Source organism: Plantibacter flavus (genome assembly GCF_002024505.1).
Lineage (GTDB): Bacteria > Actinomycetota > Actinomycetes > Actinomycetales > Microbacteriaceae > Plantibacter > Plantibacter flavus_A.
In genome coordinates, this window is the sequence record NZ_CP019402.1 from 39,352 (window position 1) to 65,873 (window position 26,522).

The 26,522-nt window shown below is 69.5% G+C and carries 23 protein-coding genes; 18 read left to right on the forward strand and 5 right to left on the reverse strand.

Annotated elements, in window-relative coordinates; genetic code table 11:
- Nucleotides 1-30 precede the first annotated feature (30 nt).
- Entirely contained in the window at nucleotides 31-1,353 is a 1,323-nt protein-coding gene (locus BWO91_RS00205; RefSeq protein WP_079000404.1) for an ABC transporter substrate-binding protein, read from the forward strand.
- A gap of 7 nt (nucleotides 1,354-1,360) precedes the next feature.
- The gene (locus tag BWO91_RS00210) at nucleotides 1,361-3,463 is read left to right on the forward strand and encodes an alpha-galactosidase (protein WP_346425810.1); all 2,103 of its coding nucleotides are present in this window, start codon (nucleotides 1,361-1,363) and stop codon (nucleotides 3,461-3,463) included.
- A 72-nt stretch (nucleotides 3,464-3,535) separates the two neighbouring features.
- Here BWO91_RS00210 and BWO91_RS00215 read toward each other — a convergent pair whose 3' ends face one another.
- Entirely contained in the window at nucleotides 3,536-4,075 is a 540-nt protein-coding gene (locus tag BWO91_RS00215) for a hypothetical protein (RefSeq protein ID WP_079000407.1), read from the reverse strand.
- A gap of 271 nt (nucleotides 4,076-4,346) precedes the next feature.
- Here BWO91_RS00215 and BWO91_RS00220 point away from each other — a divergent pair, with 271 nt between their 5' ends.
- The 5 genes from BWO91_RS00220 to BWO91_RS00240 all read left to right on the forward strand — a co-directional run bounded on the left by BWO91_RS00220 (nucleotide 4,347) and on the right by BWO91_RS00240 (nucleotide 10,477).
- Nucleotides 4,347-5,195 carry a carbohydrate ABC transporter permease gene (locus BWO91_RS00220; RefSeq protein WP_139205479.1) on the forward strand — a complete coding sequence of 283 codons (849 nt, stop codon included), beginning with the start codon at nucleotides 4,347-4,349 and terminating at the stop codon, nucleotides 5,193-5,195.
- Nucleotides 5,192-6,130 (forward strand): carbohydrate ABC transporter permease, encoded by a 939-nt coding sequence (locus BWO91_RS00225; protein ID WP_079000411.1) that lies wholly within the window; start codon nucleotides 5,192-5,194, stop codon nucleotides 6,128-6,130. Before BWO91_RS00220 ends, BWO91_RS00225 begins: the two co-directional genes overlap by 4 nt.
- 94 nt (nucleotides 6,131-6,224) lie before the next feature.
- Nucleotides 6,225-7,559: an extracellular solute-binding protein gene (locus BWO91_RS00230; protein ID WP_079000413.1), complete on the forward strand. Its 1,335-nt coding sequence runs from the start codon at nucleotides 6,225-6,227 to the stop codon at nucleotides 7,557-7,559.
- Between the two features lie 46 nt (nucleotides 7,560-7,605).
- Entirely contained in the window at nucleotides 7,606-9,510 is a 1,905-nt protein-coding gene (locus BWO91_RS00235) for a BNR-4 repeat-containing protein (RefSeq protein ID WP_079003769.1), read from the forward strand.
- A 73-nt stretch (nucleotides 9,511-9,583) separates the two neighbouring features.
- Nucleotides 9,584-10,477 (forward strand): LacI family DNA-binding transcriptional regulator, encoded by an 894-nt coding sequence (locus BWO91_RS00240; protein WP_079000415.1) that lies wholly within the window; start codon nucleotides 9,584-9,586, stop codon nucleotides 10,475-10,477.
- Between the two features lie 61 nt (nucleotides 10,478-10,538).
- On the opposite strand, the gene BWO91_RS00245 is transcribed toward BWO91_RS00240, so the two are convergent.
- The gene (locus tag BWO91_RS00245; protein WP_064293993.1) at nucleotides 10,539-11,360 is read right to left on the reverse strand and encodes a DeoR/GlpR family DNA-binding transcription regulator; all 822 of its coding nucleotides are present in this window, start codon (nucleotides 11,358-11,360) and stop codon (nucleotides 10,539-10,541) included.
- Nucleotides 11,361-11,455: 95 nt separating this feature from the next.
- On the opposite strand from BWO91_RS00245, the gene BWO91_RS00250 reads away from it, so the two are divergent.
- From BWO91_RS00250 to BWO91_RS00265, 4 genes are all read left to right on the forward strand, one after another.
- A complete protein-coding gene (locus BWO91_RS00250) occupies nucleotides 11,456-12,454 on the forward strand; it encodes an acetylxylan esterase (protein WP_079000417.1) in 999 nt (332 codons plus the stop codon).
- Nucleotides 12,455-12,466: 12 nt separating this feature from the next.
- On the forward strand, nucleotides 12,467-12,988 hold the full coding sequence (locus BWO91_RS00255) for a GNAT family N-acetyltransferase (RefSeq protein WP_079000418.1): 522 nt from the start codon (nucleotides 12,467-12,469) through the stop codon (nucleotides 12,986-12,988).
- Nucleotide 12,989: 1 nt separating this feature from the next.
- The gene (locus tag BWO91_RS00260) at nucleotides 12,990-13,430 is read left to right on the forward strand and encodes a DoxX family protein (protein ID WP_079000420.1); all 441 of its coding nucleotides are present in this window, start codon (nucleotides 12,990-12,992) and stop codon (nucleotides 13,428-13,430) included.
- 64 nt (nucleotides 13,431-13,494) lie between these two features.
- On the forward strand, nucleotides 13,495-13,860 hold the full coding sequence (locus tag BWO91_RS00265; protein ID WP_064293989.1) for a hypothetical protein: 366 nt from the start codon (nucleotides 13,495-13,497) through the stop codon (nucleotides 13,858-13,860).
- 65 nt (nucleotides 13,861-13,925) lie between these two features.
- Here BWO91_RS00265 and BWO91_RS00270 read toward each other — a convergent pair whose 3' ends face one another.
- Entirely contained in the window at nucleotides 13,926-15,275 is a 1,350-nt protein-coding gene (locus BWO91_RS00270; protein ID WP_079000422.1) for an MFS transporter, read from the reverse strand.
- A gap of 162 nt (nucleotides 15,276-15,437) precedes the next feature.
- Here BWO91_RS00270 and BWO91_RS00275 point away from each other — a divergent pair, with 162 nt between their 5' ends.
- The 4 genes from BWO91_RS00275 to BWO91_RS00290 are packed head-to-tail and all read left to right on the forward strand — an operon-like array spanning nucleotide 15,438 to nucleotide 20,409.
- Complete coding sequence (locus BWO91_RS00275; RefSeq protein WP_079000424.1) at nucleotides 15,438-17,786, forward strand: FAD-dependent oxidoreductase; 2,349 nt, start codon at nucleotides 15,438-15,440, stop codon at nucleotides 17,784-17,786.
- 53 nt (nucleotides 17,787-17,839) lie between these two features.
- Nucleotides 17,840-18,622 carry an IclR family transcriptional regulator gene (locus tag BWO91_RS00280; protein ID WP_064293987.1) on the forward strand — a complete coding sequence of 261 codons (783 nt, stop codon included), beginning with the start codon at nucleotides 17,840-17,842 and terminating at the stop codon, nucleotides 18,620-18,622.
- Between the two features lie 41 nt (nucleotides 18,623-18,663).
- Entirely contained in the window at nucleotides 18,664-19,632 is a 969-nt protein-coding gene (locus BWO91_RS00285; protein ID WP_071261950.1) for an acetylxylan esterase, read from the forward strand.
- Between the two features lie 48 nt (nucleotides 19,633-19,680).
- Nucleotides 19,681-20,409 (forward strand): YoaK family protein, encoded by a 729-nt coding sequence (locus BWO91_RS00290; protein ID WP_167620406.1) that lies wholly within the window; start codon nucleotides 19,681-19,683, stop codon nucleotides 20,407-20,409.
- Between the two features lie 39 nt (nucleotides 20,410-20,448).
- Here the strand turns inward: BWO91_RS00290 and BWO91_RS00295 are convergent, their stop codons facing one another.
- On the reverse strand, nucleotides 20,449-21,261 hold the full coding sequence (locus BWO91_RS00295; RefSeq protein ID WP_079000428.1) for an endonuclease/exonuclease/phosphatase family protein: 813 nt from the start codon (nucleotides 21,259-21,261) through the stop codon (nucleotides 20,449-20,451).
- Between the two features lie 77 nt (nucleotides 21,262-21,338).
- On the opposite strand from BWO91_RS00295, the gene BWO91_RS00300 reads away from it, so the two are divergent.
- From BWO91_RS00300 to BWO91_RS00310, 3 genes are all read left to right on the forward strand, one after another.
- Nucleotides 21,339-21,818 carry a hypothetical protein gene (locus tag BWO91_RS00300; protein ID WP_079000430.1) on the forward strand — a complete coding sequence of 160 codons (480 nt, stop codon included), beginning with the start codon at nucleotides 21,339-21,341 and terminating at the stop codon, nucleotides 21,816-21,818.
- Nucleotides 21,819-21,949: 131 nt separating this feature from the next.
- Nucleotides 21,950-23,353 (forward strand): 3' terminal RNA ribose 2'-O-methyltransferase Hen1, encoded by a 1,404-nt coding sequence (locus BWO91_RS00305; protein ID WP_079000432.1) that lies wholly within the window; start codon nucleotides 21,950-21,952, stop codon nucleotides 23,351-23,353.
- Nucleotides 23,350-25,911, forward strand: a complete 2,562-nt coding sequence (locus BWO91_RS00310) for a polynucleotide kinase-phosphatase (protein WP_079000434.1) — start codon at nucleotides 23,350-23,352, stop codon at nucleotides 25,909-25,911. The genes BWO91_RS00305 and BWO91_RS00310 overlap by 4 nt, the downstream gene beginning before the upstream one ends.
- 19 nt (nucleotides 25,912-25,930) lie before the next feature.
- Here BWO91_RS00310 and BWO91_RS00315 read toward each other — a convergent pair whose 3' ends face one another.
- Nucleotides 25,931-26,362 (reverse strand): Lrp/AsnC family transcriptional regulator, encoded by a 432-nt coding sequence (locus BWO91_RS00315; RefSeq protein WP_064293981.1) that lies wholly within the window; start codon nucleotides 26,360-26,362, stop codon nucleotides 25,931-25,933.
- Nucleotides 26,363-26,522 lie beyond the last annotated feature (160 nt).

Consider the following 26,522-nt stretch of genomic DNA (forward strand, 5'->3'; position numbering starts at 1 on the left):
CCACACCATTCACAGAAGAACGGATTCGCTATGAACCTCAAGAGAACAGCGGTCGCCGCAGCGGTGCTGTCGGCCGTCGTCCTGAGCGGCTGCTCCTCCACCGGGTCGGAGGGCGGCAGTGCTGCTGCCTCCTGCGCCCCGGCCGAGGGCAAGGTCGACCTCAGCTTCACCTCCTGGATCCCCGGTATCGAAGAGGTCGTCGACGTCTGGAACAAGGAGAACCCCGACATCCAGGTCAAGGTCCAGACCGGCCCGAACGGCAACAGCGGTACGTACCAGAACTTCTTCAACCAGCTGAAGGCCGGCAACGCCCCCGACCTCGGCCAGATCGAGTACGACGCCCTCCCGAACTTCCGCGTGCAGAACGGCCTCATGGACCTCGGTGCGTGCGACGACGTCATGGCCGCCAAGGACGACTTCGTCGACTGGACCTGGGGTCAGGTCTCGCTCGGTGAGTCCGACTCGGTCTACGCCGTCCCGCAGGACTCCGGCCCGATGGCCATGTTCTACCGCGCGGACCTGTTCGAGCAGAACGGGATCGCCATCCCGACGACGTGGGCGGAGTACAAGGAGGCCGCCAAGAAGGTCCGCGCCACAGGTGCCTACATCACCAACTTCTCGCAGGGTGACATCAACCAGTTCGCCGGCTTCGTCTGGCAGGCCGGCGGCAGCTGGTTCGACAACGACGGCTCCGACTGGACCGTCGACCTGACCGACCCCGCCTCCAAGAAGGTCGCCGACTACTGGCAGGACCTGATCGACGAGGACCTCGTCTCGACCGTCCCCACCTGGACGACCGAGTGGGACAACGCGTACAACTCCAGCGCCGCCTGGACCTGGAACTCCGCCGTCTGGGGCGCGAACTCCATCGCGTCGGGTGCTCCCGACACCGCCGGCAAGTGGGCCGTCGCGAAGGCTCCGCAGTGGGAGGCCGGCGACTCCGCGGCAGGCAACTGGGGCGGTTCCTCGACCGCCGTCTTCACCGGTTCCAAGCACCCCTATGAGGCGTCGAAGTTCGCGCTGTGGCTGAACACCTCGGACGAGGCGCTCACCATGCTCAACACGAGCGCCAACATCTACCCGGCGACGAAGGAGGGCCTGAACCTGCCCGTTCTCAAGGAGGGCGTCGACTTCTACGGCGGCCAGCCGATCTACGATGTCTTCGCGGAGGCTTCCTCCGAGGTGTCGGAGGACTTCGCCTGGGGTCCGACGATGACGCAGACGTACAACGACGTGTCCGACGGCTTCAAGGCTGCGGTCTCCGGCGACGGAACCCTGCTCGACGCCCTCACCAAGGGCCAGTCGGCGACGATCGACGCCCTCAAGGCGCAGTCCATCCCCGTCAAGGAGTGACAGAGCAGTGATCCACCACCTTCGTGCCGCGGGCGTCAGCCTGATCGTCGACGCCCGCGGCACGGAGGTGCCCACCATCCTCCACTGGGGAGCCGATGTCGGCGAACTCGCCACCGACTCCCTCACCGACCTCGCCGACGGGCTGACGCCGGCGATCCCGCCCTCCTCCATCGATGCCCCGCCGCGCCTCAGCCTGCTGCCCACCGTGTTCGATGGTTGGAGCGGTCGCCCCGGTATCGGCGTGCACCGGCCGGGCGGAACCGATGCGTCGAACCTGCTCGCGCTGCGGCTGATCGACCAGCAGGCCACCGACACCTCGCTGATCCTGACGACGTCCGACGAGCGCGCCGCGGTGACGATCGTCTCGACGATCGAGTTGACCTCCCAGGGTGTGCTCCGCGTCAGGCACACGGTGCGGAACGACGCCGAGGTCGACCGACCCCTCGCCGTCGACGCCCTCGCCGTCGTGCTCCCACTTCCCGACCGCGCCACGGAACTCCTCGACTTCACCGGTCTCTGGACGCACGAGCGCACGCCGCAGCGCCACCGCCTCGGGCAGGGCGCCTGGACGCGCGAGCACCGTCACGGACGACCCGGTCACGACGACGCGTTCCTGTCCGTCGCGGGCGCACCCGGCTTCGACTTCCGCTGCGGCGAGGTGTGGGCGACCCACCTCGCGTGGAGCGGCGACAAGGTGATCTGGAGCGAGCGCTCGCCACTCGGTCCCGTGGTCACCGGCTCCGGTGAACTCCTCGCGCCCGGTGAAGTCACGCTGGCACCGGGGGACACCTACGAGTCGCCGTGGACGGTCGCCGTCTACTCCGACGCGGGTCTCGACGGCGTCTCCGCGCGACTGCACCCCTGGATCCGCTCGTGGAGCACGATCACGAAGCCCCGCCCGGTGGTGCTGAACACCTGGGAGGCCGTGTACTTCGACCACGACTTCCCGACACTGCTCACCCTCGTGGAGCAGGCCAAGCGCGTCGGTGTCGAGCGGTTCGTCCTCGACGACGGCTGGTTCACCGGTCGCACGGACGACCGCCGCGCGCTGGGCGACTGGTTCGTCGACCCGGATCGCTGGGCGGGCGGGCTGTCGCCGCTCATCGACGCGGTCACCGGTGCCGGCATGGATTTCGGGCTGTGGGTCGAGCCTGAGATGGTGAACCCCGACTCGGAGCTCGCGCGCACGCATCCCGATTGGGTCCTCGGGCATCCGGACGCTCCGACCTGGCGCTTCCAACGGGTGCTCGACCTGGACAACCCGGACGCCTTCGCGTACCTCCTCGGACGACTCGACGCGTTGCTGACCGAGTACGACATCGCGTTCCTCAAGTGGGACCACAACCGCGACCTCCTCGGCGGCTCGGCGCACCGGCAGACGACGGCGCTCTACCGACTGCTCGACGAGGTGCGTGCCCTGCACCCCGGTGTCGACATCGAGTCGTGCGCCTCAGGTGGCGCGCGGATCGACCTCGGCATCCTTGAACGGGTCGAGCGGGTGTGGACGAGCGACACGAACGACCCGCTGGAGCGGCAGTCGATCCAGCGCTACACGGGGCTCGTCGTTCCACCGGAGTACCTCGGCGGTCATCTCGGTGCGGCCCGTTCGCACACCACCTGGCGCACCTCGGACCTCTCGTTCCGCCTCGCCACAGCCCTCTTCGGCAGCGCTGGCATCGAGTGGAACCTCAACGAGGCGAGCGAGCCGGAACTCGAGCTGATCGCGACCTGGATCGCGCACTACAAGCGCCTCCGCCCGCTGCTGCACACGGGCGAGATCGTCCGCATGGACAGCGCCGACCCGGCACTGCACGCGCACGGGGTGATCGCCCAGGACCGCTCGTCCGCGATCGTCGCGCAGGTGGCGCTCGCCGCACCGCTGACGGCGATCCCCGCGCCGCTGCGCGTGCCCGGCCTCGATCCCGAGCGTTGCTATCGGGTCCGCCCGCTCGACCTCGGCGCGCCCGCCCGGTCGATCCAGGACGTACCGCCCCGGTGGTTGGTCGAGGGCTCGGTCGTGCTCACCGGCCGTGCGCTGGCCGAGGTCGGGATCGCGATGCCGCTCCTCGCTCCCGAGCAGGCGCAGCTCTTCACCCTCGACGCGGAGTAGCCGCCGCGTTCGTTCGCCCATCTTCGGGCGAATGTGTGTTCGTTCGCCCATGTTTGGGTGAACGGAGCACGGTCAGTCGATGCCGATGTCCTCGCCGACGACGGTGATCTGGGCCGGGACGGGCCAGGGGTGGTCGCCGACGGGTGCGAGACGGACGAGCTCGGTGACCCGGGGCGCCGGCGCACCCGCGGAACCGATGAGCCAGCCGCCCACGAGGAAGGTGGTGCCGGGGACCGACCAGACGGCGATGCCGGTCACGCCGAAGTCGCCGTAGGCGCCGTCGGAGAACCGCACCGTGACGAGGTCGCCATGTGCGAGCTCGGCGAGCTGAGCGGCGACGGCACCGGGGTCGGGGTCGACGGGGTCCAGCTCGGGGATCGTCTCGAGCACCTGGAGCGGCTTCGTCGGCTTGCCGTTCTGGTCGAGCGCCGTACCGGCCAGGAGGAGCCCGCCGATGATCGGCGAGCGGCGGGCCCGACCGACGAGATCGAACACGCCGTAGCGGGGCGCGCTCAGACGCGCTTGCAGTGAAGCAGCGTCCTCGGCCGACTCGATGGCGGCCGTGAGGCCTTTGATGTCGCGGCGAGCAGGAGCGCTGAGGTCGTAGTTCACCCATCAACTCTCCCATGTCCACTCCGGCAGCGGACAGACACTCTCAAGCAACAAGTTCAACCAAGTATGAACAGTCCGTTATGGAACCGTGACCAGTCTGCGTTGACCTGTCCCGGGGACACCCGGCATGCTGAACAACACTTGGCCGCTGATACTGGCGCCGCCGCCCAGGACGACCCGCATGCAGCGGACTGCTCCTCACAAGGATGTGAGTATGACGACTTCACAATTGGTTGCAAATTCAAACAAGCCGAGGCGGATGCCGGACGGGATGTTCGCGTTCGTCCTCGTCCTCCCCGGACTCGCGCTCCTCGTCGCGGTCGTCGCCTATCCGCTGCTGACCGCTCTCGTCACGGCGTTCTTCAAGCAGAGCCTGGTCGTGCCAGGCCGCGAGTTCGTCGGATTCCAGAACATCATCGACGTGCTGCAAGGTGACTTCCTCAAACTGCTCGGGCAGACGATGGTCTTCACGCTCGGCACGACGATCGCCCCCTTCGTCATCGGTTTCGCACTGGCCCTCGCGCTCAACACCCGCATCCGCGGTGCCAAGGTGATGCGCGGACTCATGCTGATCCCTTGGCTCGTTCCCGGCGTCGTCGTGTCGTTCCTCTGGATGTGGATCTTCAACGCGAACTACGGAGTGGCGAACGCCATCCTCGGTCTGTTCGGAATCGACGCGCAGGCGTGGCTGGCACAACCCCAGACGGCCATGTTCGCGGTGATCGTCGCGAAGACCTGGCAGTCCTTCCCCTGGATCATGGTCATGCTGCTCGCCGGCCTGCAGACCGTGCCACAGGAACTCCACGAGGCGGCCGAGATGGACGGCGCCGGGACCATCCGACGCTTCTTCTCGATCACGGTCCCGCAGCTGAAGGGCATCATCGGCCTCGTCCTGCTGCTCGAGTTCATCTGGAACTTCCAGCACTTCGACATCATCTACGTCCTGACAGGCGGCGGCCCGGCTGGGAGCACCCAGACCTTCGCCACCGCCGTCTACGAGACCGCCTTCCGCGGCTTCGACCTCGGCCACGCGGGCGCCCTCGGGCTGCTCTGGCTCATCCTCCTGATGGCGCTCGTCGTCGTCTACGTCCGATTCTCGGAGAAAGGCGAGCAGAAATGAGCGTCTCCACCGCCCCGCCGGCACCGCAGGACACCACGCCAGACCCGCAACCGCCGTTCGTCGCGAGCGAGCTCGGCACGCTGCGACGCCGTCCGTCGCTCTTCCGCTCGGAGAGCCGGGCGGTCCGGATCAGCGCTTGGGTCGCGGTGATCGTCTGCGGCGGCTTCGGGCTGCTGCCGGTGTACTGGTTGCTGGCCACCTCGCTGACCCCACGCGCCCAGGTCTTCTCGTACCCACCGAAGCTCTTCCCCACGGAGATCAGCTTCGAGGCCTACACCGCCCTCGCATCGAACCCGGACCTGTTCGGTTACCTGCGGAACAGCATCATCGTGTCCGTCATCACCGCCCTGCTGTCCGTGATCGTCTCGGCCTACATGGGCTACTCGTTCTCGAAGTTCCGCTACCGCGGGCGTCGATCACTCATGTACTTCGTGCTCGCCTCGCAGATGTTCCCGCAGGCGTTGCTGCTGATCACCCTGTACTCGGTGTTCAGCGCCTACGGACTCCTCAACACATACGCAGCGCTGGTGCTGTCGTTCACGACGTTCACCCTGCCGCTGTGCGTCTGGATGTTGAAGGGGTTCTTCGACACGATCCCGGACGAACTCATCGAGGCGGCCCGCGTCGACGGGGCGTCCCGCCTGCGGATCATCCACTCCATCGTTCTGCCGTTGTCCGCACCCGGCCTGGTCGCCGCGGGCCTGTTCGCCTTCGTTCGCGGGTGGAACGACTTCATCTTCGCGCTCACGCTCGCGGGACCCGACAAGCAGACACTCCCGCCCGGCCTCGTGAACACCTTCGTCGGTGAGGCGGCCACGGCCTGGCCCGAGCTCATGGCCGCGTCCCTCGTCGTCTCCCTACCCGTGGCGATCGCGTTCATGGCCCTGCAGCGTCACCTCGTCGGCGGACTGACCGCCGGCGCCGTGAAGGGCTGAGCGCAGTACACCGGACCGGCCCGCCGCCGGCCTCCCCACAATCCGTCCCACCAACCCAGACACGTCCCACCAGGATCACGCTCGAGGAGGAGCCATGTCCCACCGCACCCCGTCCTTCGCCACCGCCGCACAGCAGACCGTCATCACCCGCCGCCGTGCCCTGCAGTTCCTCGGCATCGGCGTCGCCGCAGCCACCCTCGCCGGATGTGCACCCACCGGTGCCGCACCCGGGGCTGGATCCATCCCGAAGGCGACCGCCGGCGGCACCGCGACCGACTTCGACTTCGCGAGCTGGTCGCTCACCGAGAAGGCTTCGGCACCCGCCATCCAGAGCCTCCTGCAGAAGTACGAGGGCAAGGCCAAGATCGACGTCGGTGAGGTGTCCTTCCCCTACAACGAGTACATCAACCAGCTCATGCTGCAGGTGCGCGGCGGGCAGTTCTCCGGTGTCGCCCACGTCGACGTCGCTTGGCTCGGCTCGCTGGCGAGCCTCGGCAAGCTGCAGGACGTCTCCGGGCTGACCGAGGGACGCGGATACACGAAGGCAGGCCTCACGGCCGCGACATTCGACGGCGTGCAGTACGGCCTCCCGTGGACGATCGGCGCGATCGGCCTCGTCACCAACCAGGCGATCCTCGACCAGGCCGGCATCGGCGAGTTCCCCACGACGATCGACGAGTTCGAGGGGTCGCTCAAGCAGCTCAAGGGTCTCGGCAACGGCATGATCCCCTACGCCGCGTCGACGAAGGCCGCGCAGCTGAAGGACATCCTCATCTGGATGCAGACCTTCGGCAGCCCGCTGGTCGACGGGGACACCGTCACGATCGGCGACGACGCGAGCATCGAGGCGGTCACCTGGTACAAGAGCCTGTACGACCAGGGCCTCATCGCCGCCGACGTCGACCGCTTCGACGCACGCTCACTGTTCGCGCAGGGGCGCACTGCGATCTACGACGACGCGATCGTCGGACGGAGCGCCGTGACCGGCGAATCACCCGACCCCGACTTCGCGAGCAAGCTGCAGCCGGTCTCCCGGCCGGTCCTCAAGGAGGGTGACACGCCGCGTGCGCTCGTCTGGGGTGGGGCGCTCGCCGTGGTCGACGGTCCGGCCGCCGGCACTGCAGCGGACTTCGCCCAGTGGGTGACGTCCGACCCGGAGACCGTGCTCGAGGACTTCGCCGCCCGAGGTCTGCCGCCGGCGACCGAGGATGCGCTCAACTCCGACGCCGTGAAGAACGACTCGTTCGCCACGAACTTCAGTGACCGCATCACCAAGACGAGCTCGACGAACCCGTTCTGGAAGTTCGTGCAGTACTCGCAGATCGAGACGAAGATCGCGGAGAAGGTGCAGGCGGTCCTCGTCGGGCAGGAGAAGCCCGCTGAAGCCATGAAGTCCGCAGGCGAAGCCGCTCAGAAGCTCGTCGGCTGAGCCGCGGATCGACGATCGGACGCTTGTGACCGGCACCGGGGGAACCATGCGACGCAGCTCATCGAACACCGTCCGCGCGCTCGCCGCGGCCGCGCTCACGGTCCTCGCGCTGGGGGTGATGGCGCCGGCGGTCGCCGCCCCCGGAGGACCGGTGCGTGGTGACGCGGGCGGGAATGCGGTGACCGACACGGTCGAGACCGTGCCCGTCACCGTCGACACGTCGAACCAGGCCGGCTGGTGGCGACCGCTCGACGTCGTCGACGGTGTCTCCTACTTCGCCTTCAACGCGCCGGCGGCCACCGCGTCCAAGCACGAGGTGCACCTGGCCTCGCGGGGCGCGGACGGGACGTGGACCGAAGGGTGCCTGCGCTCGACGGCCGGAGGTGCCTGCGTGACCTTCACCGACGACAACGGCCACAACCAGCCCTCGATCGTGGTCGACGGCGACGGCGTCATCCACGCCTTCGTGTCGATGCACAACGAGCAGTGGAACGTGTTCCGCTCCTCAGTGCCCGGCGACGTCACCTCGCTCGTGGAGGCGACGTCGTCCATGCCCGACCTCGACGCGGCGATCACCTATCCGGTGACGGCGCGCGGGCCGGACGGCGACGCCTGGGTGCTCGTGCGCGTCGGGACGGACACGCAGGGGCGACGAGAGGGTCGGCTCTACCGGTACGATCTCGACACCGGTGTCTGGGAACGCGAAGCGGTGGTCGCCGCGGCGACCGGCTACTCCTTCTATCCCGACGACCTCGAGGTGGACGCCGACGGCCGCGTCCACGTGCTGTGGGAATGGGGCCCGTTCCCGGCGGACCCGGCGCGGCACCTCGGGTCGTACGCGACGTACGACCCGTCCGACGGTTCCTTCGCCGACGTCACAGGGACCGCGCTCACCGGACCGATCACCCCGACCACCCCGGGATCCGTCGTCTGGCGCCCCTTCGGTGCCGGCGAGGCCATCGGCAGCTACACGCCGGCGTTGCAGACCGCGAAGCTCGCCCTTGACGGCACGGCGCTCGCGGGGATCGTCTACCGGTTCGTCGAAGCCGATCAGACCGCGTACGACGTGCGATACACCTCGTGGGACGGCGGTGCCTGGAACGACGAGTCGCTCATCGACGCCTCCGCGCTCGGTTCCGGTGTCTCGACCGTCGCCGCGATCGACGCGACGAGCGCCGGCGGAGTCGACCGCGTCTACGCGGTCCTCGCCGTACAGGTCTGCGGCGAGAACCGCAGCCAGGTGGTCCGGCTGGAGCGCGAGACGGTCGGCACCCCGTGGACGGCCCGCACGGTCGGCACCGATCGACTCGGCCAGCAACGGCTGCGGGCGGAGACCGTCGACGGCACGGATGTGCTCTACCTGAGTGCGCCACTCAGCGAGACCACTCGCGGCACCGTCCGGTACGCGGCGATCCCGCGAGCGGCGTCGGCCGAGACCGGCGGGACCTCGCTCCAGGACATCGTGTCGGGCCTTCGTGGCGAGGCATCCGGCACGAACGTGGCACTCGGTGCGACCGTCAGCGTGTCGTCGTCGCTGCGAGCCGACACCGGCGGGGCACTCGCCGTCGACGGCGAGTGCACGGACGCGAGTCGCTGGATCTCGGCGGTCGGCGACACGGCACCCACGATCACGGCCGCCTGGCAGGCCCCGACGGCGCTCGCCGAGGTCAGGGTCAAGAGCGGCTACGCCGGGGGAGTCTCGACCGATTCGGTGCTCCGTGACTTCACCGTCGAGGTCCGGACGGGCGGTGCCTGGGTCGAGGTCGGACGGTTCGACGACAACACCGCCGGTACCGTCACCGCGACCGTGGACGGACTGGTCGTCGACGCGGTGCGCCTGCTCATCACCGACCCCTCCGCCTCGGCGACCGACGTCGCGCGGGTCTTCGAGATCGAGGCGATCGCGGCACCCGCCACCGAATCCACGAGGAACGACGATGTCCCGAGATAGCGTTGTGCTCAGTCGGGACCGCAACGGTCCCGAGCGGCCGGGATCCACCCGGTCAGCAGTGAGGAGCAGCACCATGTCGGACGCCGCTTTCGGCTCTCAGCGATCGGCACCGGTACCGCGCCGTTCGCGCACGGGCATGGTGGCGCTCGCCGTCCCGAACCTGGACGAACCGTACTTCGCGGAGCTCACGACGCTCCTCGTCCGCGGCGCCGACGAGCGTGGACTGTCGATCCTCATCCAGCACACCGAGGGCGACCACGATCGCGAGGTCGACATCGCCAACGGGGTGGGCCTGCCGCTCACGGACGGACTCATCCACATCCCCCGCTCGCTGACGGTCGGCGACCTGACGCGGCGGACCTCCCCGGGGCCGCTGGTGCTCCTCGGCGAGCACATCCAGGTGAGCCCGTTCACGCACATCTCGATCGACAACCGGGCGGCCGCCGACGCCGCGACGACCCACCTCGCCGAGGTCGGCTGCTCCCGCATCGCGTTCATCGGGCCCAGGGACGAACGTCCGTCCGACGCAGCGGATCAGCGGTACGCCGGGTATCGGGACGTGGTCGCGCGGCTCGGGCTCGCGCAGGAGCCGTCGCTCATCGGGCACGTCGACGCGTTCACCCCCGAGGAGGGACGCCGCGTGATGCGTCGGATGACCGCCGAGGGCGTCGAGCTCGACGGTGTGGTCTGCTCCAACGACTCGATCGCCTTCGGCGTGCTCGCGGCCCTCCACGAAGCCGGCCGGCGGGTTCCCGAGGAGGTCGCGGTGATCGGTATCGACGACGTCCACGCCGCCCAGTTCTCGACCCCGTCGCTCACCACGGTCGCTCCCGACTACGAGGCGATCGTGCGCGCGGCCTTCACCGAGCTCGAACGTCAGATCGCCGCCCCGCCCGGTGCCGACACGCCGGTCCGGCACGTGGTCGTCGACGCGCGGATCGTCGCGCGGAACAGCACGGCACGCTGAGGTCCATGAGCGGGAGGACAGGCCGGCGCTCCGCTGTGCCGGGGTGCTGGAAGCGGTGCGGTCAGTCGTCCATGCGGTCGTCGTCGACCGAAGCGGAAGCGACCGGCGCGAGCCAGACCTCGCCGAACTGCGCGCGGAGCGTGGTCTCGACGTCCTCGGTCACGTCGTCGTCCATGACGAGGTGGTCCACCTCGCGGAGGTCGACGATCGTCGTCAGTCCGACGGCACCCCACTTCGAGTGGTCGGCGAGGACCACGGAGCGACGCCCGGCGCCGACGAACGCCCGGTTGGTCTCGGCCTCGAGGAGGTTCGAGGTCGTCAGTCCCGCCTGCAGGTCGATCCCGCGGACGCCGAGGAAGACGACGTCGCAGTGCAGGGACTCGATCGCGCGCACGGCGACCGGACCGACGAGGGCGTCCGAGGGGGTACGGACGCCGCCGGTCAACACGACCGTCTGGGTGTACGGCTCGTCGGCGCGGTCGGGCCGCGCGAACACGTCTGCCACCGGGAGGGAGTTCGTGACGATGGTGAGCTCCGGGATGGCGCGCAGCTCCTGCGCGAGGGTCCAGGTGGTGGTGCCGCCGGACAGGCCGACCGACATGCCGGGCTCGACGAGGACGGCCGCGCGACGGGCGATGGCGCGCTTCTCGGCCAGCAGTCGGCGTGCCTGGTTGGGGAAGCCGAGCTCGACACGGTCGGGCAGCCGGGGCGTGGTGGCGCCACCACGGACGCGGTCGACGAGGCCCTCCGTGGCGAGTTGCTCGATGTCGCGCCGCACGGTCATCTCGCTGACGCCGAGCGCGGTCGCGAGGTCGACGACGCTCGCCGCACCGTTGCGGCGCACCTCCGACATGATCTGCGATCTGCGTTCTGCACCGAGCACAGCGTCCTCCTTCGACCCGGTTGCCAGTCTGGCACGAGCGCGTGCCGGGCTGAGGCACCGGCGATCCACGACGACGAGACGGAGGCGGACGACGCATGCGTGAGGTACGACATCGGGACTGGTTCGGCGATGAGGTTCGCGACGGCACCTACGGCTACGACCTCGAGGCGCTCCTGGCCGTCGAACCGGTCGTGCCGCCGGCCGGATTCGAGGAGCTGTGGCGCGGGTGGTACGCGGCGGCACATGAGGTGTCTCCGGATCCGGTCCTGACCCCGATCGGCCGGCAGGGCGCGCACGAGGTCTTCGTCGTCGAGCACACGGTCGCCGACGGCCTCCGTCTGCGCGGATGGCTCGCGATGCCGGCGGGCGGGCCTGCACGCTTCGGGATGGTGCATGGACACGGGTACGGCGGGCGGGAGGAGCCGGACTGGTCTCGTGTCCCGGACGACGCTGCCGTCATCTTCCCGATCGCCCGCGGCCAGGGCGTCTTCAACGCGGGACTCGGAGCGCCGACACCGGAGGACGGGCATGTCCTGTTCGGCATCGACAGCGTCGAGCGGTATGCGCTCGGCCGGTGTGCCGTCGACCTCTGGCACGCGGCGTCTGCGCTGCTCGACGTCGTCGGACGGCTCCCGCTCTACTTCGTCGGTGAGAGCTTCGGCGGCGGGATCGGTGCGCTCGCCCTGCCATGGGACGACCGCTTCGTCGGAGCGACGCTCGTGGTGCCGAGCTTCGGTCAGTACGACCTGCGTCTGCGCCTGCCGTGCGAGGGGAGCGGAGAGCGGGTTCGACACCACGTCGCCGAGCACCCGGAGGCGCGTGAGGTCCTGCGGTTCTTCGACGCGTCGACGGCCGCGGGGTTCGTCCACGTGCCGGTGCGGGTGGAGGCCGCGCTCTGGGACGGACACGTGCCACCACCCGGGCAGTTCGCCGTCGCCAACGCTCTCGAGGACGTCGAGCTGAGCGTCCTCCCCGCCGGGCACACCGAGTACCCGGGGCTCGATGCCGTGCTGGCGGAGTCGTATGCGGCGACGAGGGCGCACGCGCTCCGGTCGGTCGCGCGGGCAGTGGGAGGAGCTGCAGGCGCGAGGTGAGAGGGTGGATGGATGATCGCTGCCCTCACGCTCCCCGCCGCCCTCTCCACACCGGGGCAGGAACTGCTGCTGCGCCGAGCCGACCTGGCCGACCTCGACGCGCTGATGGTGCTCCTCGCCGACGACCCGATCAGTGCGTCCCGCGGTGACCTGGCGAACGAGAGCGATCTCCCCGCCTACGAGCGTGCGCTCGCGGACCTCATCGACGACCCGGCGAACGAGATCCTGCTGGTCGTCGACGCGGCGGGGGCCGTCATCGCGACGATGCAGCTGACGCGCATCCCCGGGATGGCTCGCCGCGGCTCAACCCGACTGCTCGTCGAAGCCGTGCGGGTCTCCTCCGCGCTGCGATCCGGCGGCGTCGGAACGGCGATGATGCGCTGGGTGACGGACGTCGCCGCCCCGGCGACCGGCTCCTCGATCGTGCAGTTGACCTCCGACGAGGCCAGGGTGGACGCCCACCGCTTCTACGAGCGCCTCGGCTTCGTCGGCTCGCACCGCGGCTTCAAGTACGCCGTGACGGCCGCGAGCTGACATGGAGTTCGTCCGCACACTCGCCCGTTGGCTCCTCGGAGCTGTCCTCACCTTCGCCGGCGTCGGCCACCTCACCTTCGCGCGGCAGTCGTTCGTCGCCCAGGTGCCGCAGTGGCTGCCACTGCCGGTCGACGTGGTCGTCGTGGCGTCGGGAGTCGTCGAGATACTCCTCGGCCTCTCGCTCGTCCTGCTCGCCCGGTACCGCATCGCCGTCGGCTGGATCGTCGCAGCGTTCTTCGTCGCGGTGTTCCCCGGCAACATCGAGCAGTTCGTCCGCGGTACCGACGCCTTCGGGCTCGACAGCGATGTCGCGCGCGGTGTCCGACTGGTGTTCCAACCGCTCCTCGTCGTCTGGGCGCTCTGGTCGACGGGAGCGTGGCGAGCGTGGCGGACCAGCCGCCGCCGGTCGTCGTCGACCGAGTCCGGCCTCGGAGCCGCCTAGTCATCCGGCCCCACCGGGTGTCAAGGGGCCTGAGGTTCCAGGCCTGATCCGGCAGGGTTGATGCATGCGATGCATTACATACGCGGGTGAGAACGTTGTGACGACCGATGAGGTCGCGGGCCTCCTGGTGGAGCTGACCGCCGAGCTCGCCAAGCGAGGTCGGGCCGAAGCGGTCACGATTCCGATCGTCGTGGAGTCCGACGCCGAGGACGCATCCGCCCAACTCGTGATCGGTCTCGGCAACGATGTGCTCTCAGTGCCGCACGACTGGGACCGCGACGTGCCGGACTTCAGCGAGGCCGAATCGCGTCTGCAGGGCTATCTCGACGACCTCCGCCCGTCCACGACGGCGTACGAGCCACGCGACTCCCTCGAGACCTCGGACGTGCTCGAGGACCCCGACCTCGACCTGCGCGACTTCTCCCGCTGAGACGGACCCGCACGACAACGCCGGCGTCGACCCATCTGGTCGACGCCGGCATTCGTTCGGGTCGCTCAGCGCGGGAGCGGCAGCTTGGCCGTCTCGCGGGCCCGCAGCACGACGATCAGCGTGATGAGCGCGGCCGCCATCACGTAGAACGCGGGGGCGAACCGGTTGCCGGTCGAGGCGATCAGGAATGTCGCGAAGTACGGCGTGATCCCGCCGAACACGGCGACCGACAGGTTGTACGCGATCGCCATCGAGCCGTAACGGATGCTGGTCGGGAACAGCTCGGCCATCGCAGCACTCGACGCACCGTCGTAGGCGGCCATGAAGACACCGAGGATCACCATGGCGACCGCCGCCGCCGCGAAGTTGCCCGCACTCATGAGCATGAGCGTCGGGTACGTCAACACCAGGAACCCGGCGCAACCGGCGATCATCACCGGCTTCCGCCCGATGCGGTCGCTCAGCAGGCCCATGAACGGCACGAGGATGGCGATCGCGAGCAGCCCGAGCACGGTGACCGCGTAGCTGAGCGGTTGCGAGTAGCCGAGATCGGTCTGGAGGTACGACGGCATGAAGGTCTGCAGGATCCAGTGGCCGACGGCCTTGATGACGACGAAGCCGACGCAGAAGAGCAGCGCCTTCCAGGACGTCCGCAGCGAGGTCCGCAACGGTGACTTCGAGACGGCCCCCTTCGCTTGGATCGCCTGGAACTCGGGGGTGTCCTCGAGCTTGTTCCGCAGGTAGAGGCCCGCGAGGCCGAGCGGCAGGGCGAGGAAGAAGAGCGCGCGCCAACCCCACTCGTTGAGGGCGTCCGTGCCGAGCGTCGAGGTGAAGAGGAGCACGAGGCCCGCACCGACCACGAAGGCCGCGAAGCCGAACACGTCGATGAAGCTCGTCACGAAGCCGCGCCGGTTGGACGGGGCGTACTCGGCGAGGAGTGTGGTGGCACCCGAGCTCTCGCCGCCGGCGGCGAAGCCCTGCACGAGCCGCACGATCACGAGCAGGATCGGCGCCCAGAGGCCGATGAGGTCGAACGTCGGTAGCAGACCCATCACGACCGTCGCCCCGGAGGTCACGAGGATCACCGTCGCGAGGACCGTCTTGCGCCCGATGCGGTCGCCGAGCGAGCCCCAGAAGAGGCCACCGAGCGGACGCATAACAAAGCCGGCGCCGAAGACGGCGAACGCGGACAGCAGCGCCGCCTGGGTGTTGCCCTGCTGGAAGAAGTTGAGGCTGATGACGGTCGCGAGCGTGCCGTAGAGGCCGAAGTCGAACCATTCGACGAAGTGACCTGCCCCGGCCGCCCAGATCACCTTCCGCATACGGCGTGATCGCTCCGCATCGTCGTAGGGGGTCTGTGCGCTGTGCGCGGCGGCTTCGGCCAGGGCTGCAGCCTGGGTCCTGCTCTCGTCCATCGGTCCTCACATCGTTGTCGGGGTGCTTCGAGGTTCACCTGCCGAAGAATCTTACCCACTGAATGGGAAAGTCATACCGCTGAATGGTAGCGTGGCACTCGCCTGGCGGTCGCCACCAGTTCGACGGCCTCCAGGATCGCGCATCACGAAGGAGTGTCATCCATGCAGCACCGCACCCAGACCGCAGACGTCGTCGTCATCGGCGGTGGCCTCGCGGGCGTGTCAGCCGCCGTCGCCGCTGCCCGCCTCGGTTCGCGGGTCTCGCTCGTCACCAATCGCCCGGTGCTCGGTGGGAACTCGTCGAGCGAGGTTCGGGTGTGGGTGGTCGGAGCGACCGCGCACGGCCACCAGCGGTTCGCACGGGAGACCGGGATCATGGGGGAGCTCTTCCTCGAGAACCAGTACCGCAATCCGGAGGGCAACCCGTTCTACTGGGACCAGACCGTCCTCGACCTCGTGCGCGCCGAGCCGAACCTGCAGCTGCACCTCAACACCGACGTCCGCATCGTCGCGATGGAGAAGCCGGCGGACGGTGAGGAGTCGCCGTCGCCGCGGATCGCGTCCGTCACCGGATGGACGATGGGCAGCGAGATCGAGACCGAGTTCGTCGCCCCCGTCTTCATCGACTGCACGGGAGACGGGCTGGTGGGGCATCTCGCCGGTGCCACCTCCCGCATCGGGCGCGAGGGTCGCGCCGAGCTCGGCGAGCCGTGGGCGCCCGAGGTGGCGGACGACGAGCTCCTCGGCAGTTCGATCTTCTTCTACACCAAGGACGCCGGACGCCCCGAGCGGTTCGTCGCCCCCGACATCGCGCGCGACATCCGCGACACCCCGATCCTCACCAACCGGATCATCCGGACCGGCGACAACGGCTGCAACTACTGGTGGATCGAGTGGGGCGGCGAGCTCGACACCGTCGCCGAGAACGAGCAGATCCGAGACGAGCTGTGGAGCGTCGTCTTCGGGATCTGGGACTACATCAAGAACTCCGGCGAGTTCGACGCCGACACCCTCACGCTCGAGTGGGTCGGATCCATCCCGGGGAAGCGCGAGTACCGCCGGCTCCTCGGCGACCACACCCTCACGCAGAACGACCTGCTCGACCAGGTCGACTTCGAGGACACCGTGGCCTTCGGAGGTTGGTCGATCGACCTGCACCCCGTGGAGGGCGTCTACGCCGAGACCGCCGGTGCGCAGCAGCGGTTCAGCAACGGCACCTACGGCATCCCCTTCCGCAGCCTGTACTCGCGGGACGTCGACAACCTGCTGTTCGCCGGACGCAACATCTCCGCCTCCCATGTCGCGTTCGGGTCCACCCGCGTCATGGCGACCTGCGCCACGCAGGGTCAGGCGGTGGGGACGGCTGCGGCGCTCATCGCCCGCGACAGGCTGACGCCGCGGGAGCTCGCCGGGCAGGCGCTCCCGCTCCTGCAGCGCACGCTCCTCCGCGAGGACGCCCCGGTCATCGGCATCACCACGGACGACCCCGACGATCTGGCCGGGCGGGCGACGGTCTCCGCGTCGAGCGCGCTCGACGCGATCTCCACGCTGGAGCACCTCGGCTCCGGCGAGCGGTTCACCCTCGACCGCGACGTCGCGATCCTCGTACCCGTCGCTCCGTCACTCGACCAGATCACCCTGCTCGTCGACGCTGCACGCGACACGACCCTCCGCGTCGAACTGTGGAGCACGGGCAAACGCCAGAACGCCGTCCCGGTCGAGCACCTCCTCGACGGAGCCGCGGAGATCGCCGCCGGGGTCGGCGTGTCGGCCACCGTCCGCTTCGGATGGACGCCGGAGATCGAGCAGAACGCGGTGCTCGTCGTCCGTGCCAACCCGGACGTCAGCCTGCTCCTCACGGAAGGTCACCCCTACGGGCTCCTCGTGCTGACCGCCAAGCATGCTTCGGACGAGGTGTTCGACGACCACATCCCCGAGGAGCAGGACCAGGCGATCCTGGACTGGAACGCGCGAAAGCTGCGCGGCCGGAGCGTCGCGCTGACCGTCGGTGGAGACACCACGGCGTACCGCCCGGAGCGGATCGTCGACGGCTACCAGCGACCGTACGGGGGACCGCACCTGTGGTCCTCGGAGCGACTCGCTGACAACCGCGATCTGGTCGCCGAGCCCGAGGTCCTCACACTGCACTGGGACGAGCCCGTCGATGTCGCGTCCGTGCGGATCGTGTTCAACGACGACGTCGACGTGGACCTCATCAACCTGCACCACCACCGCACCGACTTCGAGGCGGTCCCCGAGCTCGTCGCCGACTACCGACTCGAGGGGAGACGCGCGGGTGCGGCTGAAGGGACGTGGACGGTGTTGGCCGAGGTCGAGGGGAACCGCCACCGCCACCGGATCCACGACGTCGAACCCGTGCGGGTCGACGCCCTCCGTGTCGTCGTCACGGCCACGAACGGCTCGCCCTACGTGAGTGTCGCGAGTGTGAAGGTCTTCCAGCAGCCGAGCGGGCGCACCACCCGGCCGCGCCGAGCCCGACCGCTACGCTGAACACGGCCTCCGAGGCCGGACATCCGAACCGACACCGACACCGTGGAGGACCCGTGGCAGGTGAGATCCAGCAGGGCATCGGCCGTGCGGCATCCGTGCTCGCCGTGCTCGGCGCATCGACCACCGGACCGTTGCGGGCCTCCGACATCGCCCGTGCCACCGGTCTCGGCACCTCGACGACCGCACGCCTCCTCGGCACGCTCGAGGAGCTCGGCTATGTGACGAAGGCGGCCGACAGTCCGTCCTACGCCATCGGGGCGACCATCCTGGCGCTGGCGAGCGAAGGGCTCAACCAGAACCCGGTGCACCGGGAGTCGCGTGCTCCCGCTCAGGAGCTCGCGCAACGGATCGGGCTCAGCGTCAACGTGGGCGTCCTCGACGGCTCGAGCCTCATCTACCTCTGCCACTTCGAGGGAGCCCTCGCTCCGAAGTCGCACTCGATGATCGGGCTGCGCCAGCCACTGCACGCGTCCGCGCTCGGCAAGTGTCTGCTCCTCGACCTCGACGCGGACGGTCTCCATGCGCTGCTCGGTGACGAGCCGCTCCCGCGCTACACGGCCAACACCATCACGGAGCACGCGGCCCTCGCCGCGGAGCTCGCGGCGGCGCGGGAACGCGGCGTCTGCATGGAGGACCAGGAGCTCGCGTTGGGTCGTCTCGGGATCGCGGCGCCGATCCGCGACGCGAACGCCAGAGTCGTGGCGGCGATCTCGATCTCGGGTCGGCTGAGCCTGATGCGCGAACGCGACCTCGACGTCCTCACCGAGGACCTCATTGAAGTGGCCGACCGCATCAGCGTCGGTCTCGGGCTCATCTCCGCGATCCCGTCCTCCTGATTCGTCCTCCCGCATCCGATCTCACGAACCGAAGGTGACCAGTGGCGCAATTCGACCTCCCCCTCGCCCAGCTCCAGCAGTACCGGCCCGACCGCGAGGAGGCGCCGGATTTCGACGCGTTCTGGGCGGACACCCTCGCCGAAGCCCACGCCCTCGCCCAGCCGACGGTGCGCGAACGATCCGACCCTGAGCTGACCGGTCTCGTCGTCGAGGACGTCACGTTCTCCGGATTCGGCGGCGACCCGATCAAAGGCTGGTTCATCCGGCCGGCGGGCGCGACCGAGCCGCTCCCGTGCATCGTGCACTACATCGGGTACAGCGGCGGTCGCGGGCTCGCCCACCAGTGGACGATGCACCCGTCCGCGGGCTACGCCGTGTTCGTCATGGACACCCGCGGCCAGGGGAGCGCGAACCTGCCGGGCGCGACGGCCGACCCGTTCGGAAGCGGTCCGCAGGTCGCCGGCAAGATGAGCGCCGGGCTCGACAGCCCAGAGACCTACTACTACCGTCGGGTCTTCACGGACGCGGCGCTCGCCGTCGACGCGGTGCGCAGCTTCCCGGAGGTCGACCCCGCCCGGGTCGTCGTCGCCGGTGGGAGCCAGGGCGGCGGCATCGCGCTCGCCGCGGCCGGGCTCTGCGAGGGACTCGCGGCGGCGCTCGTCGACGTCCCGTTCCTGTCGCACTTCCGTCGTGCCCTGCAGATCACCGACGCGAGCCCCTTCGCCGAGCTGAAGACGTACCTCATCAGCCGACGTGGTCACGAGGAGGAGGTGTTCCGGACGCTCTCGTACTTCGACGCGACGAACTTCGCCGCCCGCGCGACCGCCCCCGCACTGTTCTCCGTCGCGCTCTGCGATGCGGTGTGTCCGCCCTCGACGGTGTACGCGGCGTTCAACCACTACGCGGGCACGCAGAAGGACATCGCCGTCTACCCGTACAACGGGCACGAGGGTGGCGGGCCGGTGCAGCAGCAGGCGCAGCTGACCTTCCTCGCGGACCTCCTCGCCTGACGCGCCGTTCGCCCGAAGATGGGCGAGCGGGCGTGGGACGATGTGCACGTGACTGAGACCGGCGGTACCGACCCGACACTGACGACCACCCGGCGTCGGACGCGGGCCGGCATGATCGCGGCGATGGCGCTCGTGCTCTCGTTCGCGGCCGGAGCGACCGACGCCTTCGCGTTCCTCCAGCTCGGCGGCGTCTTCACCGCGAACATGACCGGCAACTTCGTGCTGGCCGGACTCACGAGCCGACCGGACTTCGCCGAGGTCCTGCTCGGGGCGACGGTCGCCGTGCTGCTGTTCTCCGTCGGGACGTTCCTGGCCTTCCGCTTCACGAGGCTCGTCGCCACCTCTGGACGGCCTCCGGAGGCGCCACAGCACCGGCTCGTCCTCGTCCTCGGCGGTGCGGTGGTCGCGCAGGCGTGCGTCCTCATCGGATGGATCGTGTCCTCCGACCTGCGCACGACGCCCGGGATCTGCGCCCTCATCGCGCTCTCCACGCTCGCGATGGCGGGGCAGACGGCCGTCGCGCGACGCATCGAGCGGTCGGGCGTGACGACCACCTTCGTGACCGGCACCCTCACGAGTCTCATGCAGAGCCTCGCCGACGGCGTCCACGACCACCACCTCATCCGCATCGGCGCGATCGTGCTGCTCGTGACGGGCGCCCTCTGCGGCTCGCTCCTCACCGGTGTGGACCCGGTGTTCGGTGCCGCGCTGCCCCTCCTCCCGTCGATCGTCGGGCTGGTCCTCCTCCGGCTCGCGCCGACGGCCTCCGACGGCTGATCCACCGCTCTTCGCGCGCGTGCCCGAGACGCGCCGCCGTCAGTGGGTGAGCTGCGCCCGGATGAGGATGGGGAAGTGGTCGCTCGCCTCCGAGGTGGGTTCCTGCTCGTCGACGAGGGCTTCGATCGGTTCCAGTCGGGTGTGCGGCGCGACGCTGCCTGAACGGCCGAGCACCCAGTCGATGCGTGCGTTCCCGGGACGTTGGGGACCGTAGCCCTGGAACGTGCCGATGCCGTCGCTCTCGACCGGCGAGAGGTCGACGAACCCGGCGTCCGCCAGGGCGTCGTGCGCCGCCGATCCACGCTCGGTGTTGAAGTCGCCGGTGAGGAGGACGGGCACGTCCACGCCGGAGAACTGGTCGGCGATCAGTTTCGCACTGCGCGTCCGGACGTCGTCGCCGTGCGGCGTACCTTCGTGGTCGAGGTGGGTGTTGGCGAAGACGAGCTCATCGCCGGTGCGGCGCTCGCGGAGCCTGACCCAGGTGACGAACCGCGCGTGCAGTGACGGCCAGGTGTTCGAGCCAGGCTCATCGGGGGTGTCCGACAGCCAGAACTCGCCGGCGTCGAGCTGCTCGAACCGCGAGCGGCGGAAGCACACCGGTCCGTACTCGCCGGCCGAACCGCCGTCACGGCCCTGCCCGAACCAGTCGTACTCGGCGAGGCCCGGGAGCAGGTCGTGCAGCTGATGCTCGCGGACCTCCTGCAGCCCGAGGAGGTCCGGAGCGTTGCGGGCGATGACCTGCGAGACGAGCGGTGCACGGTCCACCCACTCGTGACCGGGCTGGGCGACAGCGGTGCGGATGTTGTAGCTCATGACGGTCAGGACGTTCTGGGTCAGGATGGATTCGCTCACCCGGCCAGCGTAGGGGAGCCGGGTGACGGGGAGCTGTCCCCATGTCGCCGAGCGGTCCGCCTGCCTAGACTCGCCCCATGACCTTCGACCTCCGCGACGCCCAGGCCCGGATCCTCGCGCTCAACAGCGAAGAACTCCCCTTCATCTACGACCCGACACCCGACGGGATCGTCGCGCACTGGCGCTACGCCGACCAGCGCTGGCTCGGCTTCATCGGCGCCGGGATGTTCAGTGCCGAGTACGAGCTGCGGGTCGAGCTGCACCCCGAGGACGGCGAGTGGGAGTTCCACGAGCAGTCGTCCTCCTCGAAGACGACGCTCGGCGTCGACGGACTCTCGACGAAGCGCACCTGGCAGTCCGGGCCGCAGAAGTCCTTCTCCTTCGGGCGGAGCGTCGCGCCCATCTCGCAGTCCACCGACCGCGATGGCACGACGACCGGACAGTTCATGGGCTACGAGTTCACGACCGACGAGGTCAAGCAGCCCGTGATCGACGCCCTGACCGCCGCAGGCTGGAAGCCGCGCAAGGGGTTCTTCGGCAAGCTGTTCGGGGGTTGATCAGCCGGCCCCGAGTCGCCCGGATCTGCACGGAGATCGCTGAATTCCATGCAGATCCGGGCGACTCACGCACGCACGACGACCGCCGCTAGGCTTTCAGGAACCTCGCCGCCGAACGGACGGATGGACCAGTGCTCGTCACCATCACCTCGACTGCGCCCTCGGCCGCCGACCTGGGACACCTCGTCCGCAAGCATCCGGCACGCGCGCAGAGCTTCGACCTCAGCGTCGGTCGCGCCCACGTCTTCTACCCGGAGGCGACCGACGAGCGGTGCACCGTCGCGCTCCTGCTGGAGGTCGACGCGATCGCGCTCGTCCGACAGAAACGCTTCGGCGGTGGTGACGGTGCGTCGCTCTCGCAGTACGTCAACGACCGGCCGTACGCGTCGTCGTCCATGGTCGCCGTCGCGCTCGGACAGGTGTTCCGCAGTGCGATGACCGGACGCAGCGAGTCGCACCCCGAGCTCGCCGCTGCGGCGCTCCCCCTGACCATCACGGTCGCAGCGGTGCCGTCGCGAGGCCTCGACCGGTTGGCGACGCGACTTTTCACCCCGCTCGGTTGGGAGGTCGTCGAACGGGTGATCCCGCTCGACCCGACGGTCCCCGCGTGGGGCGACTCGCGATACGTCGACCTCGAGCTGACCGGTGATCTCCGCCTCGCGGACGCGCTCCGCCAGCTCTACGTCTTGCTGCCCGTGCTCGACGACGCCAAGCACTACTGGGTCTCCGACGACGAGGTCGGCAAGCTCCTCCGCGCCGGCGAGGGGTGGCTGGCCGATCACCCCGACCGGGACCTGATCACCAAGCGGTATCTCGCGCACCAGTCGCGGATGGTCACCGATGCGCAGTCGCAGCTGGACCCGGAGGCGCGGACCGACGGTGCCGACGGGGACGACGCGGCCACCGCGTCGCGGACGAAGCGCGCCCCGGCGCTCGCCGGCCTGCGCGCCGAGGCGGTCCTGCAGGCGCTCACCGTCGTGCGGGCTCGGTCGGTCGCCGACGTCGGGTGCGGCGAGGGTGCGCTCCTCACGCGACTGCTGGCGGATCCCCTCGTCACCACGGTGATCGGCACCGACGTCTCCGGACGCGCGCTCGCATCCGCGTCGCAGCGGCTCGGGCTCCGCGACGCGAGCGACCGCACCCGTGAGCGTGTCCAGCTGCTGCAGTCCTCGGCGACCTACGCCGACACCCGGCTGCGCGGACTCGATGCGATCGTGCTGATGGAGGTCGTGGAGCACATCGACGCCGAGCGCCTCGATGCACTCGAGGCTTCGATCTTCGGTGCTGTTGCTCCCGAAGCCGTGATCATCACGACGCCGAACCGCGAATACAACGCGCTGTATCCGTCGTTGCCGGCGGGCTCGTTCCGGCACCCGGACCACCGCTTCGAGTGGGACCGTCAGGAGTTCGCGACCTGGTGCACCACTGCGGCCGAGCGGTACGGCTACGGCGTCGAGCACCGCACGGTCGGCGACGTCGACCCGCAGCTCGGCTCGCCGACGCAGCTCGCCATCTTCCGGAAGGCCATCGCATGAGTGACCTCGAGCACACCCCCGCCGCCCTGCCGATCCCCGAACTGTCGCTCGTGGTCCTCATCGGCGTGAGCGGGTCCGGCAAGTCGACCTTCGCCGCCACGCACTTCGGCCGGTTCGAGACCCTGTCGAGCGACTTCTTCCGCGGGCTCGTCTCCAACGACGAGAACAACCAGGCCGCCAGCGCGGACGCCTTCGCCGCACTTCGCGATGTCGCCGCACGCCGCCTCGACGCCGGGCTCCTGACGGTCATCGACGCGACCAACGTCCAGCCGGCCTCGCGCAAGTCGCTCATCGATCTGGCACGCAACCACGACGTCCTCCCTGTCGCCGTGGTGCTCGACGTCCCGGAGCGCGTCTGCATCGAGCGCAACGAGGCCCGCGAGGACCGCTCGTTCGGCGCGGCCGTCATCACCCGGCAGCAGGACCAACTGCGTCGGTCGATGCGGCACCTCAGCAAAGAGGGCTTCCGGAAGGTCCACGTGCTCTCCGGCGTCGAGGCGATCGCGCAGGCGTCGTTCGTGCGTGAGCCGCTGCTCAACGACCGCCGTCAGGAGCGCGGTCCCTTCGACGCGATCGGCGACGTGCACGGGTGCAGGAGTGAGCTCGAGACGCTGCTCACGAAGCTCGGGTACGTGATCGAGCGCGACCTGGCGGGCCGACCGATCGACGCCGCCCACCCCGAGGGCCGCCGCGCGATCTTCCTCGGCGACCTCGTCGACCGCGGGCCGGACACCCCTGGCGTGCTGCGGCTGGCGATGGGGATGGTCGGCGCGGGGCATGCCTTGGCGGTGCCCGGCAACCACGAGTCGAAGCTCGTCCGCGCGCTGCAGGGCAAACGGGTGCAGACCAGCCATGGGCTCGCCGAGTCGCTCGCCCAACTGGCCGAGGAGCCGGAGGAGTTCCGGGCCGAGGTCGAGCGGTTCTGCCGCGAGCTCGTCGCGCACCTCGTCCTCGACGACGGGAAGCTCGTCGTCGCGCACGCCGGCCTGATCGAGCAGTATCACGGACGCGCCTCCGGGCGGGTCCGGTCGTTCGCGCTGTACGGCGACACCACGGGGGAGACCGACGAGTACGGCCTGCCCGTGCGGTTGCCGTGGGCGGAGGACTACCGGGGTAAGGCGACCGTCCTCTACGGCCACGTGCCGACCCTCGACGCCGAGTGGGTCAACAACACGATGTGTCTCGACACCGGCTGCGTCTTCGGCGGCAAGTTGAGTGCCCTGCGGTGGCCGGAGCGCGAGGTCGTCGACGTCCCGGCCGAGCAGGTCTGGTACGAACCCGTCGTGCCGCTCGGCCGCCCGACCGGTCCCGCCGGCGAGCAGCGGGATCCCGGGCTGCTGCGCATCGACGACGTCCTCGGCAAGCAGGTCGTCGAGACGCGCGTCTCGGGCCGGGTCGGCATCCGCGAGGACGCCGCGGCCGGCGCACTCGAGGTCATGAGCAGGTTCGCGATCGACCCTCGGCGCCTGGTCTACCTGCCGCCGACGATGAGCCCGCCGAGCACCTCGCAGCGGAAGGACCTCCTGGAGCACCCCGCTGAGGCGTTCGAGGCGTATCGCCGGGAGGGGCTCGACCGGGTGGTCTGCGAGGAGAAGCACATGGGCTCGCGTGCCGTCGTACTGCTCACCCGTGATCCTGCACCCTTCGGCGCTCCCGCGGGGTGGCGCGGAACCGTCCACACCCGCACCGGTCGGCCGTTCTTCGACGATGCGACGACGCAGACGCTCCTCACCCGGCTCGACGCCGCCGTGGAGCGAGCCGGTCTCTGGAAGGAGCTCGACGCCTCCTGGATGCTCGTCGACAGCGAGCTGCTGCCGTGGTCGGTGAAGGCGGAGAGTTTGATCCGCGACCAGTACGCCTCGGTGGGAGCTGCCGCGACCGCAGCGCTCCCGGCGGCCGTCCGCGTGCTGGAGCAGGCGTCGTCGACCGGTGTCGACGTCTCGGACCTGCTCGAGCGGACGCGCCGTCGGGCCGAGGCCGCTGACGCCTACGTCGCGGCCTACCGTCCGTACACCGCGCCCTCGAACGGTCTGGAGGGCGTGCAGCTCGCGCCGTTCCAGCTCCTCGCCTCGACCGGTACGAGCCACCTGGGCCGCGACCACGCCTGGCACCTCTCGGTGGCGGACCGCCTCGCGGACGCCGACCCGGAGCTCATCCGCCGGACCCGCTCGATCGAGGTCGACCTCACCTCGTCGGCGTCCGAGGACGCCGCGACCGCGTGGTGGGAGGAGCTGACCGGTGCGGGTGGTGAGGGCATGGTGGTGAAGCCCGTGGCCGGCCTCGTCCGTGGTGAGAAGGCGCTCGCGCAGCCCGGTATCAAGGTGCGGGGCCGTGAGTACCTGCGCATCATCTACGGTCCCGACTACACGGAGCCCCACAACCTCGAGCGCCTGCGCGATCGGGACATCGGCCACAAGCGGTCGATGGCGCTGCGTGAGTACGCGCTCGGTGTCGAGGCGGTCGAGCGGTTCGTCGCCGGTGAACCGACCTGGCGGGTGCACCAGGCCGTCTTCGGCGTGCTCGCCATGGAGTCCGAGCCCATCGACCCGCGCCTCTAGGGTCGACCCTGGCGGGTCGTCAGCGGAGGACGGAACTCAGCAGGAGGCTCGTCTCGCTGTTGACGACGCCCTCGATGCGTCGGATCCCGCCGAGCACGCGGTCGAAGTCGGTCAGCGTCTCGGTGCGGAGTTCCGCGACGAGGTCCCACCCGCCGTTGGTGGTGTGGAGCGCGCTGATCTCCGGGAAGCCGCGGAGCTGGCGGATGACGTGATCGGTGGTGCGACCCTCGACCTCGATGAACGCGATCGCGCGGATGGTGCCGGGATCGAGTTCGTCACGCACCCGGACCGAGAACCCGACCACCGTGCCGGAGGAGATGAGCCGCTCCAGACGGCTGTTCACGGTCGCCCGGGCGACGTCGAGCGACCGGGCCAGGCTCGCGACCGACGCACGGCCGTCGGCTCGGAGCGCAGCCAACAGCCTCCGGTCCAGATCGTCCAGCGCAGCCATGCACATAATGTACAACCGAGTTACTCACATTGTGCATAACCTGTGCACAAATCGTGCATGTCTGGAATGGAAAGTGCAGATCGTCGAAACCTAGGCTCGAAGCAACCGCGAGTGGTCCGCTCCGGTCGGCTCCGAGCCCGAACTCGTCTGGAAGGGAACG

Excerpts from the sequence above, each read along its gene's own strand:
- BWO91_RS00205 (WP_079000404.1), top strand. The coding sequence starts at position 31 with ATGAACCTCAAGAGAACAGCGGTCGCCGCAGCGGTGCTGTCGGCCGTC.
- BWO91_RS00220 (WP_139205479.1), top strand. The coding sequence starts at position 4,347 with ATGTTCGCGTTCGTCCTCGTCCTCCCCGGACTCGCGCTCCTCGTCGCG.
- BWO91_RS00225 (WP_079000411.1), top strand. The coding sequence starts at position 5,192 with ATGAGCGTCTCCACCGCCCCGCCGGCACCGCAGGACACCACGCCAGAC.
- BWO91_RS00230 (WP_079000413.1), top strand. The coding sequence starts at position 6,225 with ATGTCCCACCGCACCCCGTCCTTCGCCACCGCCGCACAGCAGACCGTC.
- BWO91_RS00235 (WP_079003769.1), top strand. The coding sequence starts at position 7,606 with ATGCGACGCAGCTCATCGAACACCGTCCGCGCGCTCGCCGCGGCCGCG.
- BWO91_RS00240 (WP_079000415.1), top strand. The coding sequence starts at position 9,584 with ATGTCGGACGCCGCTTTCGGCTCTCAGCGATCGGCACCGGTACCGCGC.
- BWO91_RS00250 (WP_079000417.1), top strand. The coding sequence starts at position 11,456 with ATGCGTGAGGTACGACATCGGGACTGGTTCGGCGATGAGGTTCGCGAC.
- BWO91_RS00255 (WP_079000418.1), top strand. The coding sequence starts at position 12,467 with ATGATCGCTGCCCTCACGCTCCCCGCCGCCCTCTCCACACCGGGGCAG.
- BWO91_RS00260 (WP_079000420.1), top strand. The coding sequence starts at position 12,990 with ATGGAGTTCGTCCGCACACTCGCCCGTTGGCTCCTCGGAGCTGTCCTC.
- BWO91_RS00265 (WP_064293989.1), top strand. The coding sequence starts at position 13,495 with ATGCGATGCATTACATACGCGGGTGAGAACGTTGTGACGACCGATGAG.
- BWO91_RS00270 (WP_079000422.1), bottom strand. The coding sequence starts at position 15,275 with ATGGACGAGAGCAGGACCCAGGCTGCAGCCCTGGCCGAAGCCGCCGCG.
- BWO91_RS00275 (WP_079000424.1), top strand. The coding sequence starts at position 15,438 with ATGCAGCACCGCACCCAGACCGCAGACGTCGTCGTCATCGGCGGTGGC.
- BWO91_RS00300 (WP_079000430.1), top strand. The coding sequence starts at position 21,339 with ATGACCTTCGACCTCCGCGACGCCCAGGCCCGGATCCTCGCGCTCAAC.
- BWO91_RS00310 (WP_079000434.1), top strand. The coding sequence starts at position 23,350 with ATGAGTGACCTCGAGCACACCCCCGCCGCCCTGCCGATCCCCGAACTG.
- BWO91_RS00315 (WP_064293981.1), bottom strand. The coding sequence starts at position 26,362 with ATGGCTGCGCTGGACGATCTGGACCGGAGGCTGTTGGCTGCGCTCCGA.